Source organism: Pyxidicoccus sp. MSG2 (genome assembly GCF_026626705.1).
Classification (GTDB): Bacteria; Myxococcota; Myxococcia; order Myxococcales; family Myxococcaceae; genus Myxococcus.
Genome location: NZ_JAPNKC010000001.1, coordinates 9444523 through 9461505 on the forward strand (window position 1 = coordinate 9444523; position 16983 = coordinate 9461505).

15 protein-coding genes are annotated in these 16983 nt (G+C 71.0%); 7 read left to right on the top strand and 8 right to left on the bottom strand.

The features are described 5' to 3' along the window. The first annotated feature begins 67 nt into the window (after positions 1–67). Positions 68–1561, top strand: coding sequence for a hypothetical protein (locus OV427_RS36960; protein WP_267860930.1), 1494 nt, complete (start codon positions 68–70; stop codon positions 1559–1561). A gap of 73 nt (positions 1562–1634) precedes the next feature. Here OV427_RS36960 and OV427_RS36965 read toward each other — a convergent pair whose 3' ends face one another. The 8 genes from OV427_RS36965 to OV427_RS37000 all read right to left on the bottom strand — a co-directional run bounded on the left by OV427_RS36965 (position 1635) and on the right by OV427_RS37000 (position 11080). Next, on the bottom strand, positions 1635–3248 hold the full coding sequence (locus OV427_RS36965; protein ID WP_267860931.1) for a Na+/H+ antiporter: 1614 nt from the start codon (positions 3246–3248) through the stop codon (positions 1635–1637). A 95-nt stretch (positions 3249–3343) separates the two neighbouring features. Further along, entirely contained in the window at positions 3344–4411 is a 1068-nt protein-coding gene (argC, locus tag OV427_RS36970; RefSeq protein ID WP_267860932.1) for an N-acetyl-gamma-glutamyl-phosphate reductase, read from the bottom strand. After that, entirely contained in the window at positions 4408–5469 is a 1062-nt protein-coding gene (locus tag OV427_RS36975; RefSeq protein WP_267860933.1) for a DUF1611 domain-containing protein, read from the bottom strand. Before OV427_RS36975 ends, argC begins: the two co-directional genes overlap by 4 nt. 1 nt (position 5470) lies before the next feature. Beyond that, positions 5471–6664: an argininosuccinate synthase gene (gene argG / locus OV427_RS36980; RefSeq protein WP_267860934.1), complete on the bottom strand. Its 1194-nt coding sequence runs from the start codon at positions 6662–6664 to the stop codon at positions 5471–5473. A 26-nt stretch (positions 6665–6690) separates the two neighbouring features. Then, entirely contained in the window at positions 6691–8040 is a 1350-nt protein-coding gene (gene argH / locus OV427_RS36985) for an argininosuccinate lyase (protein WP_267860935.1), read from the bottom strand. After that, positions 8033–9094, bottom strand: a complete 1062-nt coding sequence (locus OV427_RS36990; RefSeq protein ID WP_267860936.1) for a M20/M25/M40 family metallo-hydrolase — start codon at positions 9092–9094, stop codon at positions 8033–8035. The genes argH and OV427_RS36990 overlap by 8 nt, the downstream gene beginning before the upstream one ends. Then, entirely contained in the window at positions 9091–10017 is a 927-nt protein-coding gene (gene argB, locus OV427_RS36995; protein WP_267860937.1) for an acetylglutamate kinase, read from the bottom strand. The genes OV427_RS36990 and argB overlap by 4 nt, the downstream gene beginning before the upstream one ends. A 49-nt stretch (positions 10018–10066) precedes the next feature. Next, positions 10067–11080: an N-acetylornithine carbamoyltransferase gene (locus OV427_RS37000; protein WP_267860938.1), complete on the bottom strand. Its 1014-nt coding sequence runs from the start codon at positions 11078–11080 to the stop codon at positions 10067–10069. 181 nt (positions 11081–11261) lie between these two features. Here OV427_RS37000 and OV427_RS37005 point away from each other — a divergent pair, with 181 nt between their 5' ends. From OV427_RS37005 to OV427_RS37030, 6 genes are all read left to right on the top strand, one after another. After that, positions 11262–11684: an arginine repressor gene (locus OV427_RS37005; protein ID WP_267860939.1), complete on the top strand. Its 423-nt coding sequence runs from the start codon at positions 11262–11264 to the stop codon at positions 11682–11684. A gap of 140 nt (positions 11685–11824) precedes the next feature. Continuing rightward, positions 11825–12379 (top strand): Uma2 family endonuclease, encoded by a 555-nt coding sequence (locus OV427_RS37010; protein WP_267863529.1) that lies wholly within the window; start codon positions 11825–11827, stop codon positions 12377–12379. Between the two features lie 162 nt (positions 12380–12541). Then, the gene (locus tag OV427_RS37015) at positions 12542–13096 is read left to right on the top strand and encodes a Uma2 family endonuclease (RefSeq protein WP_267860940.1); all 555 of its coding nucleotides are present in this window, start codon (positions 12542–12544) and stop codon (positions 13094–13096) included. Positions 13097–13197: 101 nt separating this feature from the next. Further along, on the top strand, positions 13198–14442 hold the full coding sequence (locus OV427_RS37020) for a vWA domain-containing protein (RefSeq protein ID WP_267860941.1): 1245 nt from the start codon (positions 13198–13200) through the stop codon (positions 14440–14442). Between the two features lie 9 nt (positions 14443–14451). Continuing rightward, on the top strand, positions 14452–15159 hold the full coding sequence (locus tag OV427_RS37025) for a response regulator transcription factor (RefSeq protein ID WP_267860942.1): 708 nt from the start codon (positions 14452–14454) through the stop codon (positions 15157–15159). Continuing rightward, positions 15156–16904 carry a sensor histidine kinase gene (locus OV427_RS37030; protein ID WP_267860943.1) on the top strand — a complete coding sequence of 583 codons (1749 nt, stop codon included), beginning with the start codon at positions 15156–15158 and terminating at the stop codon, positions 16902–16904. The genes OV427_RS37025 and OV427_RS37030 overlap by 4 nt, the downstream gene beginning before the upstream one ends. Positions 16905–16983: the final 79 nt, after the last annotated feature.

Here is a 16983-nt window from a genome sequence, read left to right on the forward strand (position 1 = left end):
CCGAGCCCTGGTAGGTCTCATTTTTCTCCTGGCCGGCTGTGCGAGGAGTGCCCGTCCCTCCGAGGGTGTGGCCGCCGCACCCGTCGAGGAGCCCGAGCTGGAGGCGCCCCGCTTCGAGCACATCTTCATGATGCCCGTGGAGCGGGCCCTGGCCGAGGCCACGAAGCTGCTGGCCGAGAATGGCTGGGTGCTCAAGCCCATGGATGACCCGAAGTACCTGCTGACCGAGTGGAAGGCCGCGCAGCTTGCGACAACAGAGTCGTGGGGCTACCAGAGCGACGGCGACCACACCCGGTACCTGGTGGTTGGCGAGCCGCTCGCGGTGCGGCAGTCCGTCGTGCGCATCTTCCGCATGAAGCGGGTGGCCTTCGCCAACGACGCGGAGATTCGCTACGACGGCCACACGGGAGAGCTGGTCCCCAAGCACCTGGTGATGGAGCAGTTCGAGCAGAGCTTCCGGGCCAGGGGGGCTCCGGTGACGCTCGCCCAGCAGGAGCGCGACACCGCGCCGTGGGTGGAGCTGGACGGTGCCGTGAAGGGCACCCGGGACTTGAAGCTGGAGCGGGACCTCACCCTGCGGCTGGAGTCGCGCCCCTCGCTGGAGACGCTCACGGGCACGCTCCGCCTCACGCGGGATGACTCCTTCGCGAGAGACCCGTCCTTCTACCTCAAGCGCTGGCGACAGGAGACGCAGGAGCCCTGTGCGCGGAAGGTCGGCGGCTTCCAGTCGATGCTGCGCCCGGGGCTGATGGTGCTCATCGGCGAGCAGCTCGGCACGCGCGAGGTGCCCGCCACCGTGGGAGACCTGGCGTGCGAGGCCGCCCAGGCGGGGCTCGGCGTCACCGTGGGGCTCGCCATTCCGTCAAAGGAGCAGGAGCGCATCGACACGTACCTGGCGAGCCCGGGAGGCCCCTCGGACCAGGATGCGCTGCTGAGTGGGAACTTCTGGCGCAAGCTTCAGCAGGACGGCCGCGGCAGCCGCGCGGTGATGGACCTCATCGACCGGGCCCGGGCCCTGCGCGCCGCCGGGCGCTCCGTCTCCGTGGTGGCCTTCGACACGGACACGGAACATGGAAGCGCGCGTGATGCGCGCATGGCGCGGGCGGTGCTCAACGCGCACAGCGCGCGTTCCAAGAACGTCTTCCTGGTGCTCGCCGGCAATGCGCACACGCGACTGGTGGCGGACGCGGCCTGGAACGAGGACTTCGTTCCCATGTCGAAGCACGTGGCCGAGGTCGTCCGGGACTTGAAGATTCTCGAGGTGGGCTACGCCCAGGGCCGGCGGTGGGGCTGCGACCTGGAGCCGGATGGGGAGATGGAGTGCAACGTCATGGGCATCACCCCGGGGCCTCGCGTGGAGATTCGCCCGGAGACGCCCGTGGGCATCCGGATGCTCCCGGAACTGGATGACGACGGGTTCCACGGCTTCCTGGACGTGGGGGCGCTGTCCGCCTCGCTTCCCGCGATTGCGCTGCGTGGGCACGAGCCGCCTGTGCCAGCCACGGAGCCCGCTCCTGCTCCCGCACCCGCGTCGGCACCCGCTCCCGCTCCCGCTCCATAGCCGCCGGGAGCCCCGGAACGGGCCGTGGTGGGGGCCCCACGTCCGGCGCCGGCCCCGGCCCGAGGACGCCGGCTCAGGTTCCGACGGCTCCCGCCGGAGCGCGAGGCTCGCCCTGCTGCGAGGGCACGTGGCTCTCGGCCGCGTCCGCCTGGGCGATGCGCTCGTCCAGCTCCGCGGTGAGCCGCTCGAAGGCCTCCTTGCCAATGGTGGCCGACTGGTAGGCCTTGAGGAGCGACTCCTTCTCCACGATGAGCATGCGGCGGACCGCCTCCTGGTGCTCCTCCTCGTGGAAGCGCATCGACTGTTGCTTCAGCGCCACCAGCTCCTTCTCCGCGACGCCCTCCTTCGCCTGATACTCCCGCTCCAACTGCTCCAGCACGTCCGCGGGGACCTCCCGGTTGCGGCGCATGCCCTCCAGCGCGGCCAGGGCGGCATGGACGGCGCCCAGGCGGCCCCGCGCCAGCTCGTACTGCTCCTGGTAGGCGTCCTTCAGGCCGGTGATGCCCAGCCGCCGCAACAGCGGCGCCATCGTGAGGCCCTGGATGATGATGGAGAGCAGCACCACGCCGAAGGTCATGTTCACCAGCAGCTCGCGGTGGAGGAAGTCCGGCGGCAGGCCGAGCACCAGCACCATGGAGATGGCGCCCCGCAGCCCGCTCCAGGTGAGCACCGCGCTCCAGGCCCACGGCATGCGCTCCGACGTGAGGCGCAGCAGCGCGGACACGCCGTACACCACCACCGCGCGGCCGGCGACCACCGCCACATACGCCGCGAGGATGGGCTTCCAGGAGGCCAGCAGCGAGCCGAGCTCCACCTCCAGGCCGATGAGCAGGAACACCACCGAGTTGAGCGCGAAGGCCAGGTACTCCCAGAAGCTCTCCACGGCGACGCGCGTGGTGGGGCTCATGCCCTCATGCGCCGCCCAGTTGCCGCACAGCATGCCGGCCACCACCGTCGCGATGACGCCCGAGTAGTGGAAGTTCTCCGCCACCACGAATGAGCCATAGGCGGCGATGACCGTGAGGGTGATTTCCACCATCGCGTCGTCCACGCGCTTGATGACCTGCGCAACGACGAACCCCACTGCGCTGCCGATGAGCGCGCCCATCCCCGCGACCTTGATGAAGTCGAGGACCGCCCCTCCCACGGTGAAGTGGCCACCGGTGGCCACCGCCACGACGAGGGTGAAGAGCACGACGGCCGTGCCGTCATTCAGCAGGCTCTCTCCCTCCACGAGGATGAGCAGCCGCTTGGGCGCGCCCAGCGACTTGAAGAGGCCCACCACTGCGATGGGGTCCGTGGAGACGATGACCGCGGCGAACACCAGCGCCGGGAGCAGCCCGAAGCCGCTCACGAAGTCCATTCCGGCCATCACCGGAGAGAGGATGAGCGCCGTCAACCCCGCTGACGCGGCCACGCCGGGGATGGCCATTGCGTGGATGGCCAGCTTGTTCTTCCAGAACTTGCGGAACTCCACGTGGAAGGCCGCCTCGAACAGCAGTCCGGGAAGGATGATGGCGAAGAGCAGCTCCTTCGTGAGATGCGGCGGCTCGAAGGCGTGCACCGCGCCCAGCGACAGCCCCGCCACCACCAGCGCCACCGTGTAGGGGAACTTGAAGTGGCGCGCGACGATGGCCACCGCGGTCGCGATGGCGAAGATGAGGACGAAGGCCAGCTCGAAGTGCATGTTCCGCTATCCCGTTTGAGTTCAAACCTTCGTGCAGCATAACTCAAACGGGTGCGGGCCCGGGCATGTCCGCCCGGGCCCTGCGGGGGGCGCGTCTACGGGTAGCAGGCAGCCTGGCGCAGGGCCGTGTCCTCGGGCAGGCCGAGGGCCACGTTGAAGTTCTGCACGGCCTGGCCGGCCATGCCCTTCACCAGGTTGTCCAGCGCGGCCATGACGGCGACGGAGCGGCCCTTGGTGGCCACGGAGATGTCGCAGAAGTTGCTGCCCGTCACCGCGGCCACGCGCGGCGTGCCCTCGACGATGCGGACGAACTTCGAGCCCTCGTAGTAGCGGCGGAACTTGTCCGTCAGCGATTGCGTCACCACCGCGCCGCCGTGCTCCGGCCACTCGAACTGCACGGTGGCGAAGATGCCGCGCACCATGGGCGCCGAGTGCGGCACGAAGGCCAGCCGGTGCCGCTGCGCGCCGTGCGCCACCAGCATGACCTCCACCTCCGCCTCGTGCTGGTGCTCCAGCGGCTTGTACGCGCGGAAGTCATGCGCGCGCGTCGGGTGGTGCGTGCCCTCGCCCGGCAGCGAGCCGGAGCCGGACGAGCCCGTCACGCCCGAGACGGCCAGGAGCCCCAGCCCCGGCGTGGACGCAATCGGCAGCAGCGCGAGCTGCACCGCCGTGGCGAAGCAGCCCGGGTTGGCGATGCGCTTCGCCGTCTTGATTTCGTCGCGCTTCCACTCGGTGAGGCCGTAGGTGAAGGTGCCCAGCAAATCCGGGGAGGGGTGGGGTCGGCCATAGGCGCCCGCGTAGCGGCCCGGGTGGTCCAGCCGGAAGTCGGAGGACAGGTCCACCAGCAGCACGCGCTCGGCGATGCCGGCGTCGGCCCACTGCTTCTCGATGTTGGTGAACTGCTTCGCCAGCTCGCCGTGCCCCAGCGCGCTGAACACCACCGGCTGCTGCGAGTCCGACAGCCAGCGCCAGTCCGGCTCCGCCTCGAAGCGGCCGTCCACCAGCCCGCGCAGGTGCGGGTGCACCTTGTGGATGAGCTCGCCCGCATGGTGCCGCGACACCACGCGGATGCCCGCCACCGCCGGGTGTCCGGAGAGGATTCGCAGCAGCTCGCCCCCGCCGAAACCGGAGGCCCCCAGGATGTAGATGTTCGCCCGCGTCATGACTTCCTCCCCGCGCCCAGCTTGGGCGCGAGCTTCTCCAGGATGAGCCCACCCAGCGCCGCCGCATTCGCCCGGGCGTTGCGGGCGGGAATCCCCACCACCTGCTCCACGAAGCGCACGCCCACCGCGTTGTCCGTGGCGGGTCCGGCCACCATGTCCACGTCGATGCCGTACGTCTCGCGCAGGTGCCGCACGCCGCCGGCCGCGCCCACCGGGTCGTTCGCGCACAGCACCCACGCGCCCGCCAGGCTCCGCAGCTCCGCGTCCGCGAGGATGCCCTGCACGCCGTACTCACCCATGATGCCGTCGCCCGTCTCCGCGACGATGACGTCCACGTTCTCCGCCGCCAGCTCGGAGAAGAGCACCCGCGCCACGCGCGCCCCCGTGCGGGGGCCCGTGCACACGACGCCCGCGTCGGTGAAGTCCATGACCACGTCCGCGCCGGAGTCCTGCATGCTCAGCGTGTCGCGCATCAGCGACACACCCGTCAGCTTCGCCCCGCCCACGCGGTAGCCCGCCTGGGCCAGCGTGCGCACCATGGCGCTGGCCGCGTACGTCTTGCCCGCGTTCATGCAGGTGCCGACGACGAAGACCACCGGGCACTTCACCGGGGTGGACGTGCCCTTGAGCGCGCCCGAGGTGACGTGCGCCGGCTGCCCGGTGCGCGACATCAGCTCCGGGAACTCCAGCACCTGGCCCAGCACTTCCGCCTCGAAGGGCGTGCCCACGCCGGGGTTGTGCGAGGTGCACTTGCCGATGACGCCGCCCATGTTGAGCACGTGCAGGCGCTGGCCCACGGTGACGGACTCGGGCACCACGCCCTCGTAGCCGTGCAGCGCGTTGCGGTGCCCCAGGGCGCCCACGACGATGTCACCCGCGTGCAGGGTGACGAGGCGCCCGTGCGGGTCCTCGAGCTGGTTGTAGACGCTCTTCTCTCCGTGGATGCGCACGGCGACCACCGCGCCCTCCTCGGCCTTCACTTCCGGAGCCAGGTGCACCGTGCGGCCCAGGCCCAGGTTCCGGGTGACGCTGCCCACCTTGTCGACGAAGACCTTCATTTCAACCTCCCTTGGCCCGGTGAGAGAGCATCTGCGCGACGCCGTACAGCTTGGCGAATCCAGCGGCTTCAGAACCCGTCCACAGCACGTTTGCTTCCCCGTACGTCGCCACCTTCGCGTCCATCAGCGAGTGCGGCGACTTCACGCCCTCCACCACCAGCGTCCTGGGGTGCAGCACCAGCCGCACCTCGCCCGTCACCCGGTCCTGCGAGGAGGTGAGGAACGCCTCCAGGTCCTTCACCAGCGGGTCGAAGAAGTGCCCCTCGTGCAGCAGCGAGCCGTAGAGGTTGCCCATCGACTCCTTCCAGAAGAGCTGCTTGCCGGAGAGCACCAGCTTCTCCAGCTCGCGGTGCGCGGTGATGAGCATGTGCGCCGCCGGGGCCTCGAAGCCCACGCGGCCCTTGATGCCCAGAATGGTGTCACCCAGGTGCACGCCGCGGCCGATGCCGTACGTGCGCCCCAGCGCGTTGAGCGCCTCCACCAGCTTCACGGGCGACAGCTTCTCGCCGTCGAGCGCGGAAGGGACGCCCTGCTCGAAGGAGAGGGTGAGCGTGCGGGGCTTCAAGTCCGTGGGAATCACCCCGCCGGGGAAGGCCGCCTCGGGCAGCGCGCTCCACGAGTCGAGCGTCTCGCGGCCGCCCACGGACGTGCCCCACATGCCCTCGTTGACGGAGTAGGAGCCCAGCTTCGGCGGCATGTGGATGCCGCGCTCGGCGAGGAAGGACAGCTCCTGCTGCCGGCTCAGGCCCAGCGTGCGGATGGGCGTGAGCAGCTCCAGCTCCGGCGCCAGCGAGCGGAAGGCCACGTCGAAGCGCACCTGGTCGTTGCCGGCGCCGGTGCTGCCGTGCGCAATCGACTGCGCGCCCAGCTCGCGCGCCATGCGCACGGCTTCCACTGCCTGGCAGGCGCGCTCCGCGGAGACGCTCAGCGGGTAGACCTGGCCGCGCAGCACGTTGCCGGCGATGAGGTAGCGCAGGTAGCCCTGGAAGAGGGTGTCGCGCGCGTCCACCGTGTGGTGCGCCACCGCGCCGAGCTTCGCGGACAGCGCCGCGATGCTGGCGAGCTGCTCGGGCGGGAAGCCGCCCGTGTCCACGGTGACGGTCGTCACGGAGTAGCCCTGCTCGCGCAGGTAGACGGTGCAGAAAGCGGTATCGAGTCCGCCGGAGAAGGCCAGCACCACGTTCTTCTTGCTCATGTCGTCACTCCTCACGGGGAAGGGGTTCACAGCGCCCACACGCGCGCGGTGGCGGAGGCCACGGCGCGGTGGGTGTCGTCGAGCCAGGCGCGCGCGGCGGCCAGCTCCTCACGGGCCTGCGGCAGGCCCAGGTTTCCAGCACCGCCCAGGTGGGTCGCCGTCAGCGCCCCGCGGTCCGGATGGAACGTTCCGTCCGCGATTTCTCGTCCCACCTGGCGGTAGGCGTCGCGGAAGGGCAGGCCCCGGGCCACCAGCGCGTAGGCATGGTGCGCCGCGTACAGCGAGTCATCACTGGCGCGAGCGGCCGCCTCGGCCTTCACCTGGAGCACGGGCACCAGCCGGGCGAGCACGTCCAGCAGGTCCTTCATGGACGTCAGCGCCGCCAGGGTGGGCGACTTCAGCAACTGGAAGTCGCGGTGGTAGCTGGACGGCAGGCCGCCGGCCACCGCCTCCACCTGGTGCGCGATTCCACGCAGCTCGCGGCAGCGGGCGCGCGCCAGCTCCACCACGTCCGGGTTCTTCTTCTGCGGCATGATGGACGAGCCCGTGGTGAACGCGTCCGGCAGCGCCAGGAAGCCGAACTCGTCCATGCTGTAGAGCTGCACGTCCCACAGCCACTTCTCCAGCGTGCCAGCCACCGAGCAGGCCCACCCCAGCACCGCCGCCTCGTGCCGGCCCCGGCCGTTCTGCACGTCGATGGGGCTGCGCTGCACGCGGCTGAAGCCGAGCAGCGAGGCCACGTACTCCCGGTCGATGGGCAGCGGCACGCCGAAGCCCGCCGCCGCGCCCAGCGGGCAGCGGTCCAGCCGGGCCCACACTCCGCGCAGCGCCTCCAGCTCCTCCAGCAGCCCTTCGGCGAAGGCCATGCCCCACAGCCCGAAGGTGGACGGCATGGCGCGGCGCAGGTGCGTGTAGCCGGGCAGGGCCACGGCCGCGTGCGCCTGGGCGAAGTCCAGGAACGTCCCGGCCAGCTCCACGGCGCGCGCGCCCAGGGCGAGCACCTCCTCGCGCAGCAGCAGGCGCATGGCGAGCTGCACCTGGTCGTTGCGCGAGCGCCCCAGGTGGATGCGCTTGCCGGGCTCGCCCGCGCGCTCCACGAGCGCCGCCTCCAGCGCGGTGTGGCCATCCTCCTGCTCCGGGCGGATGACGAACGCACCGGCGCGCGCCTCGTCGTGCAGCACCTTCAGCGCCGCCACCAGCGTCTTCGCCTCGTCGTCGCGCAGCAGGCCCACGTGCGCCAGCATCCGCGCATGCGCGGCGCTGCCGAGCGCGTCGTGAGGCGCCAGCGCCAGGTCCGTCACCGGGTCATTGCCCACGGTGAAGCGGTGGATGGCCGCGTCCAGCGGCGTGCCCTTTCCCCACAGCGTGTCAGCCACGGGCCACCTCCTCGAAGTAGCCGCGCACCAGGCGCGTGTAGAAGGCGGCGCCCGCTTCGAGCTCCGCCCGGGTGAGGTACTCGTCCGCCTGGTGGCTGCGCAGGGTGTCGCCCGGGCCCACCTTCACCGCCGGAAGGTCGCCCAGGAAGGCCCAGTCGGACGTGGTGCTGGAGCCCACCGGCTCCGCGCCCGACGCCGCCACCGCGGCACGGACGATGGGCTGCTGCGCCCCCGTCGCCTTCGGCAGGTAGCGCGCCGAGTGCACCTGCACCTCGCTCTTCAGCGCGCCGGCCACCTGCTGCGCCACCGCCGCGTGGTCCATGGCCGGCGTGGTGCGCAGGTCCACGAAGAACTCGCACTTGTCCGGCACCTGGTTGCGCGCCAGTCCGCCACTGATTTGCGTCACCTGCGCGCGGGCCTCGCCCAGCAGCGGGTGCGAGGGGAAGCGCAGCTCCGACAGGACGGAGATGTCCCCCGCCGCCAGGTGGATGGCGTTGAGGGCCGGAGTGCTGTGCGCGTGCGCCACGTGGCCGCTCCGGCCGTGCGCCGTGCAGCGCAACAGGAGCATCCCGCGCTGCGCGGTGCAGGGCTTCAGCCCCGTGGGCTCGCCGACAATCGCCGCGTCCAGCGGCCCCAGCTCGGACAGCATCGTTCCCAGTCCCTGGCCTCCTGTCTCTTCCTCGGCGGTGAAGGCGAAGACGACTTCGCCTCCGGTGGGTGCTCCTTCGGTCAACAGGGCGCGGGCGGTGAGGAGCATCCCCGCCACGCAGCCCTTGGCGTCATTGCTGCCCAGGCCGTACAGCCGGTCCTCGCGCCACTCGGGCGCGTGCGGCGCGTACGTCCACCCGGCGCACGGCTTCACCGTGTCCAGGTGCGAGTTGACGAGCAGCCGGCGCGGCCCGCTCCCGACGGAGAACCACACGTTGTGGCCCTTCCGCTGGACGCGCGCGCCCCAGCCCTCGGCCCACGCGGACACGGTGTCCGCGATGCGGCCCTCGTCACCCGACACGCTGGGGATGGCCACCAGCGCCTGGAGCAGCTCCGCCGCCTTCATCCCACGGCCCCGGCCGGCTTCGGCGCGGACTCGCGCACCACCATGGTGCCGCTGCCCTCGTTGGTGAAGACCTCCTCCAGGAGCGCGTTGGGCAGCACCCCGCTGACGAGGTGCACGCTGCCCACGCCGCCGACGAGCGCGTGCCGGATGGCGTGCGCCTTGGGCCGCATGCCGCCGGAGATGGCGCCCGTGTTCTCCATGGTGGCCAGGTCCGTGAGGTTGGCCAGCGTGACGAGCGACGTCGGGTCGTTCAGGTCCTTGAGCAGGCCCGGCACCTGGACGAGGAAGAAGAGCTTCTCCGCCGACAGCGCCACCGAGAGCGCCGCGGCCACCGTGTCCGCGTTGGTGTTGTAGACGGCGCCGTCGGAGCCGCCCGACAGGGGCGCCACCACCGGGACGTAGTCCGCCGAGCGCAGGTGCTCCACCACGCGCGTGTCCACAGACTCGATGTCACCGACGAGGCCGTAGTCGACGAGCCGCCCCTCGGTGGCGCCGGGCTCGGTCACCATGACGGGAGGACGCTTGCGCGCCTTGATGAGGCCCGCGTCCACGCCGCTCAGGCCCACCGCGGGCACGCCCGCCGCCTGGAGGTCCGCCAGCAGGTCCGTGTGCAGCTTGCCCGCGAGCACCATCTTCGCCGCGTCCAGCACGGGCGCGGAGGTGACGCGGCGGCCCGCCACCTTCTCGATGGGCAGGTGGAGGGCGTCACACAGCGTGTCCAGCTCCGGACCGCCGCCGTGCACGACGACGGGGCGGATGGAGAAGGTCCACAGCAGGGCAATCTGCTCGCACGCGGAGCGGCGCAGCTTCGGGTCGCTCAGCATGGCGCCGCCGAGCTTCACGACGAACGTCTTGCGGCGGAATTGCTGCACGTAGCGCGCGGCGTGACGGAGCGCGGAGTACGGGTCGGGCGACAGGGGCACGGGGCACCTCTAGAAAAAATGGAAGGAAGGAGAGGGGGGCGAGGGCGCGCTAGCGCGACTGCGTGCGCATCCAGTGAAGGAGGGCGCGCTGGACGTGGTAGCGGTTGCCCGCCTCGTCCACGACGCGGCTGCTCGGGTGGTCCAGCACCTCGTCGGCCACCTCCACGTTGCGGCGCACCGGCAGGCAGTGGAGGAAGGCCGCGTCCTTCGCGGCGCGGGACATGGTGCCCAGCGTGGGCATCCACCCGGAGTAGGACGCGAGCAGCGCGGTGACGTCGTTGGGCGAGTACGCCGCCGCCGCCGACGGGCCCCACGACTTGGCGTACACCGCGCGGCTGCCGGCGAGCGCCTCGTCCTGGTCATGGGTGTAGGTGATGCTGCCGCCGGTGGCCTTCGCGTACGCCTCCGCCTCCGCGCGCACGGCGGGGTGCAATTCGAAGCCGGGAGGATGCGCCACGCGCACCTCGCAGCCCGCGGCCGCGGCGCTCAGGAGGAAGGAGTTGGGGACGGCCTTGGGCAGCGGCTTGATGTGCGGCGCCCAGGTGAGCGTCACCGGCAGCTTCTTCGTGCTGCCGAACTTCTCGCGCAGGGTGAGCACGTCCGCCAGGCCCTGACAGGGGTGCTCGCGCGCGGACTCCATGCTCACCACCGGCACGGTGGCCCACTTGCGGAAGGCGCCGATGATGGGGTCCACCTCGTCCTCCTCGTCGCCGCCACCCTGCGAGAAGGTCCGCACGCCGAGCATGTCCACGAAGCGCGACAGGACGGGAGCGGCCTCCTTGAGGTGCTCGGCCCGGTCCGCGTTCATCACCGCGCCCTCGCGGTGCTCGAGCTTCCACACGCCCGAGCCCACGTCGAGGATGATGGCGTTGCCACCCCCGCGCAGCATGACGGCCTCGAACGAGGTGCGCGTGCGCAGCGACGGGTTGAAGAACACCATGCCGAGGATGGCGCCGGGGAACAGGGGCTGCTCCGGTCCCTTCAGCTTCCAAGCGGCGGCCTGCGCGAGCACCGCCTCGACGCCCGCGGGCCCGAGGTCCTGGATGTGGGTGACGTGCTTCATGGGCCTGTGCTCCAACCGGCTGCTGGCCGGATGCATGGGTGGGTGGATATGCACGAAAATGCGTGCATCCTCTTTGGGAGGCGCGGATATTATGCAAGAAGACGCAGCGCGCAAGCCTCTTGTTCCCAAATTTTTCATGCAGGCCCTTGCATGAATATTCACGCAAATGCATGGTGGGTGAATGAACCTGGACGAGACCATCCTGCGGCTCATCTCCGAGCGGGAGATCAGCGATCAGGCGGTACTGCAGGAACTGCTGGAGGCGGAGGGTGAGGCGCCGAGCCAGTCCACGCTGTCGAGGCGGTTGAAGAAGCTGGGCGTGCAGAAGGTGGCGGGGCGCTACCAGCGCGTGGAGGCCCCGCCGGTGCCAGCGCCGGTGCGGCCGTGGCTGAGGATCATCGAGGCGCCGCCGAGCCTGCTGGTGCTGAAGACGGCGCCTGGCTACGCGCAGGTGTTCGCGCTGGCGTTGGACCGGGAGCCGGACGTGCCGGGGCTCGCCGGCACGGTGGCGGGGGACGACACCATCTTCGTCGCGGTGACGGAGCCCTCAAGGCTCCGTGAAGTGCGCGAGGTGGTGGAGGAGTTGATGACGCGGGGGACGTGAGGGCCGAGGCCTTGCGCTCGGCGCTTTTCGGGGACAACCTGTAGGGGAGGGTGCAGAGGTGCCGCCCTCACACGTCAGACCCTGGTGCTATCTCCGCACGCATGGAACTGGAGACGGGCGTTGGGGAACATGGGCGGGGTATGGAATCGAAACGGGCGACCTACGCGGACCTGGAGGCGCTTCCCGACACTGTGATCGGGGAGATTGTCGGCGGAGTGCTGTACGCCAGCCCGCGGCCGGCGGGGGCGCATTCCGTGGCGGGCGCCCGATTGGTGGGCGCGTTGAGCGGCCCATTCGATTGGGGAATAGGCGGACCGGGAGGACGGGTCGTGCTCTACGAGCCCGAGCTTCACCTGGGAGAAGATGTTCTGGTGCCGGATCTAGCTGCATGGCGCAGCGAGCGGATGCCACGACCCACGAGTCATGTGGCCTATTCGGTCGCGCCGGACTGGGTCTGCGAGTTGCTCTCTCCTTCCACGAAGAGCCTGGACCGGAAGGAGAAGCTCCCCATCTACGCGCGTGAGGGCGTGCGGAACGTGTGGCTGGTGGACGCCAAGGCCCGAACGGTGGAGGTGTTCCGGCTGGAGGACTCAGGCTACAGGCTGCTTGCGATGCACGAAGGGAGTGCCCCCATCCGGGCCGAGCCTTTCGATGCCATCGAGCTGCGGGTGGCCTACCTCTGGGACGAGCGGTAGTCGCTGATTCAGGGCGCCCGATTCGGGGAGGCCTTGCGCTCCGCTCTTTTCGGGGACAACCTGTGGAGGTGGGCTCGGCGTTGACGCCCTCACACGTCAGACCCCGATGTTACCTCCGCACGTATGGAACTGGAGACGGGCGGCGGGGAACATGGGCGGAGCATGGAACGGAAACCAGCCACCTACGCGGACCTGGAGGCACTCCCCGACAATGTGATTGGGGAGCTCATCGGCGGGGTGCTGTACGCCAGCCCCCGTCCGGCAGGGCCGCACATGACGGCGTTCTCCCACCTGGGGGCCGAGCTGGTGGGGCCATTCACGCGGGGCAGGGGCGGACCTGGAGGATGGTTCATCTTCGATGAGCCAGAGCTGCACCTCTCGGATGACGTGCTGATTCCGGATATCGCGGGCTGGCGCCGCGAGCGGATGCCTGAGCCACCTCGCGGTGTGGCGACCACGCTGGCGCCCGACTGGGCCTGCGAAATCCTGTCGCCTTCCACGAGGGGCCTCGACCGCAAGGAGAAGCTTCCGGTGTATGCGCGAGAGGGCGTCCGGCACGTGTGGCTGGTGGACCCCAAGACGCGCACGCTGGAGGTGTTCCGGTGGGAGACGACGGGCTACGCACTGCTCGCCACGTATGAAGGCAAGGGCCCGGTTCGGGCGGAGCCCTTCGAGGCCATCGAGCTGGAGCTGGCCTTCCTCTGGGACGACCGGTAGCCACAGGCCCCCGGTTACAAGCCGGTTACACCCCTTTGGGTCGTCCATTCGTACTGTCCTCAGCGTGCCCGGACAGGCACCGCCGTACGAAAGGACGCACGATGAAACCGGCCCTCAAGCTCCCCATCATCCTTGGCTCCGCCGCGGTGCTCGCGGTCTCCGCCCTCCTGCTGGGCACGCCGGCGCCCGGCACGCCTTCCCCGCGCCCGGTGCCGCCGTCCGCCGTGCCGGTGCCGCCGTCCACCGTGCTCGCGCCGCTGCCGAAGCCGGATGTGGCTCCCATCACGTCGGCGCCGCAGAACCAGCCCGTCATCCAGATTGCCGTGCTCCTCGACACCAGCGGCAGCATGGACGGCCTGCTCGACCAGGCGCGCACGCAGCTGTGGAACATCGTCAACCGCTTCTCCCACGCGAAGCGCAACGGCGTGGCCCCGCAGCTCCAGCTGGCCCTGTACGCCTACGGCAACACGGACCCGGGGGCCAACCGGGACGAAATCCGCCAGGTGGTGCCCTTCACCACCGACCTGGACCTCATCTCCGAGCACCTCTTCTCGCTGCGCACCTCCGGCGGCTCCGAGCACTGCGGCGAGGTCATCCGCGACGCCACCACACAGCTCGCCTGGAGCAAGGACCCGGACGCCATGCGCCTCATCTTCGTCGCCGGCAACGAGCCCTTCACCCAGGGCCCCGTGGACTTCCATGACGCCGTGAAGTCGGCCAAGGAGCGGGGCATCACCGTGAATACCCTCCACTGCGGCGGTTACGAGGAGGGCATCTCCGGTGGCTGGAAGGACGCCGCGGTGCTCGCGGACGGCAGCTACCTCAACATCGACCAGAACCAGCGGGTGGTGGAAATCGCCGCGCCGCAGGACTCGGAGATTGCCCGGCTGGGCGGGGAGCTGAACAAGACGTACGTGGCCTACGGCGCGGGCGGCGAGCAGGCCCAGGCGCGTCAGGCGGCGCAGGACAGCAACTCGCGCGGCGTGTCCATCTCCAACATGGTGTCGCGCTCCCTCGCCAAGTCCTCGAGCAACTACTCCAACGAGAGCTGGGACCTGGTGGACGCGGTGAAGAAGAACCAGGTGGACGTGGCCAGCGTCCGCGCCGAGGACCTGCCGGAGCCCATGCGCGGGCTCGACGGCGAGGGCCGCAAGGCGTGGCTCGCGGCCCGCGAGAAGGAGCGCGCGGACATCCAGCAGCGCATCCAGACGCTCAACGCCGAGCGCCAGAAGTTCCTCGCCGAGGCGCGCAAGCAGCAGGCCACCAAGGGCGACGACACGCTGGAGGGCGCCATCGGCCAGGTCGTCCAGCGCGAGGCGCAGAAGCGCCAGCTCACCCTGGAGTAGAGTGCCGCCATGGCCGCGCGCCGAGTGCTCGTCGTGGAGGATGACCCCGCCATCCGGCGCGGAATCGTGGATGCCCTGCGCTTCGAGGGCTACGAAGTCCTCGAAGCCGGGGCGCGCGAGGAGGGACAGCGGCTGGCCGAGCGCACCCCGGTGGACCTCGTGCTGCTGGACCTGGTCCTCCCCGACGGTGACGGGCTGGACCTCCTGAGGGCGGTGCGCAGGAGCCGCCCCACGCTGCCCGTCATCATCCTCACCGCCCGGGGCCAGGAGGAGGACCGCGTCAACGGCCTGAAGCTCGGCGCGGATGACTACGTGGTGAAGCCCTTCTCCGTCCGGGAGTTGCTGGCCCGGGCGGGGGCGGTGCTGCGCCGCTCGGCGGAGCGGCCCGCGGGCGTGGTGCGCATCGACTTCCCGGGCGGCCACTTCGAGGTGGAGCGACGCGAGCTGAGCTTCACGGACGGCTCGCGGGTGGACCTCTCCGAGCGCGAGGCGGACGCGCTGCGCTACCTCGGCGACAACGCCGGGCGCGCCATCTCCCGCGAGGAATTGCTCGAGCGCGTGTGGCACCTGCCCGCGCGCGGCGTGCAGACCCGCACGGTGGATATGACGATGGCGCGCCTGCGGGAGAAGCTGCGCGACGACTCGGAGGAGCCGCGCGTCATCCTCACGGTGCGGGGCAAGGGCTACATGTTCGCCGCGCGGGAGGCCTCGCCGTGATTCGCTCCTGGCGCATCTGGATTGCGGTGAGCGCGTGCCTGTGCCTGGCGCTGGCGGGCGTGGTGTGGCTCTCCGCCTTCGCGCTCCGCCTGGACCGCGCGGACCGGCAGGCCCGCGAGAGCGCGGCGCGAGAGGAGAACGCGCGGCTGGCGCTGTGGCGGCTGGACTCGGACCTGCTGCCGCTGGTGGCGCGCGAGAGCGCGGTGGCGGCGGAGGCGTACGGGCCCGTCTCCCCCGCGCGAGGCGTGCTCGACGAGCAGCGGCGGCCCATGCCCGCGGGCACCGCCTTCCTCTCTTCGCCGCTGTTGGCCCCGTTGCCGGAGCACGTGCTGCTCCACTTCCAGCTCGCCCCGGACGGCACGGTGTCCTCGCCCCAGGTGGTGGAGCCCGGGCTGCGCGAAGCGCTGGGCGCGCCGCTGCCCGCGTCCGAGGTTACGGTGCTGGAGGGCCGTCTGCGTGACTTGACAGCGCTGCTGCGGGAGACGGACCTGCGGCGGGCCCTGGCGGAGCCGCCCCTCCAGGCCCGCCGCGCGCAGGTCCGCGTCGAGCCCACCAGCACCCTGGCCGACATCTCCCAGGTGGCGAAGAACGCGAGCGAGTACAGCGCCCGCTCCCGGAGCGCGAACCAGGCCGTGCGCCAGAGCCAGAACCTCTCCAATGCCTTCCTGGAGGAGCCTCCGCAGGCCGAGGCGGACGTGGCGATGCGCGCCGTCTGGGTGGGGGACTCGCTGCTGCTGGGGCGGCGCGTGCGCCTGGAGGGCCGCGACTACGTGCAGGGCTGCTGGTTGGACTGGCCCGGGCTGCGCACGTGGTTGCTCGGGCAGGTGGGAGATTTGCTGCCCTCCGCGGTGCTGGAGCCGGTGAGAAGCCGCGAGTCGCAGGGGGATGGCCGGATGCTGGCGGCGCTGCCGGTGCGGCTGGTGCCGGGGCCGGCGGCGGCGGACGGGTATGCGTCGGGGACGCTCTCCACGCTGCCCGTGGTGCTGATGGTGGCGTGGAGCGGCGTGCTGCTGGCTGTCGTGGCGGTGGTGGCGCTGCTGGTGGGCGTGGTGGCGCTCAGCGAGCGGCGGGGCGCCTTCGTCTCCGCGGTGACGCACGAGCTGCGCACGCCGCTGACCACCTTCCGCATGTACACGGAGATGCTGGCCGCGGGCATGGTGCCGGACGAGGGCCGGCGGCGGGAGTACTTCGACATCCTCCACCGCGAGGCGGAGCGGCTCAGCCACCTGGTTGAGAACGTGCTGGCCTACGCCCGGATTGAACGGGGCCGCGCCCCGGCACGCCTGGAGCGGGTGGCCGTGGACGCCATGCTGGAGCGCATGACGGAGCGGCTGGCGCAGCGGGCGGCGCAGGCGGGCATGGAAGTGTGCGTGGCCGTGCCCGGGGACGTGGCCGTGCTGACGGACCCGTCCGCCGTGGAGCAGGTGCTCTTCAACCTGGTGGACAACGCGTCCAAGTACGCGGCCTCGGCGGTGGACCGGCGCATCCACGTGGAATGCGAGACGCGGCGGGGGCGGGTGGGGCTTTCGGTGAGGGACCACGGGCCCGGGGTGGATGCCGCGACGGCGAGGCGGCTCTTCGAGCCCTTCTCCAAGTCCGTTCAGACGGCGGCGAAGACGGCCCCCGGTGTCGGGCTGGGGCTGGCGCTGTGCCGGCGGCTCGCGCGGAGCATGCGCGCGGACCTTCGCCATGAGCGCGTGCCCGGAGGCGGGGCGCGCTTCGTGCTGTGGCTGCCGTCCGCCTGATGCCCCGGGCTGGCGGAGGTCCGCAACGGCTGCGCGCGGGCCCCGTGTACCCGCGGGCCGGGGGTCGTTACCTGTCCGA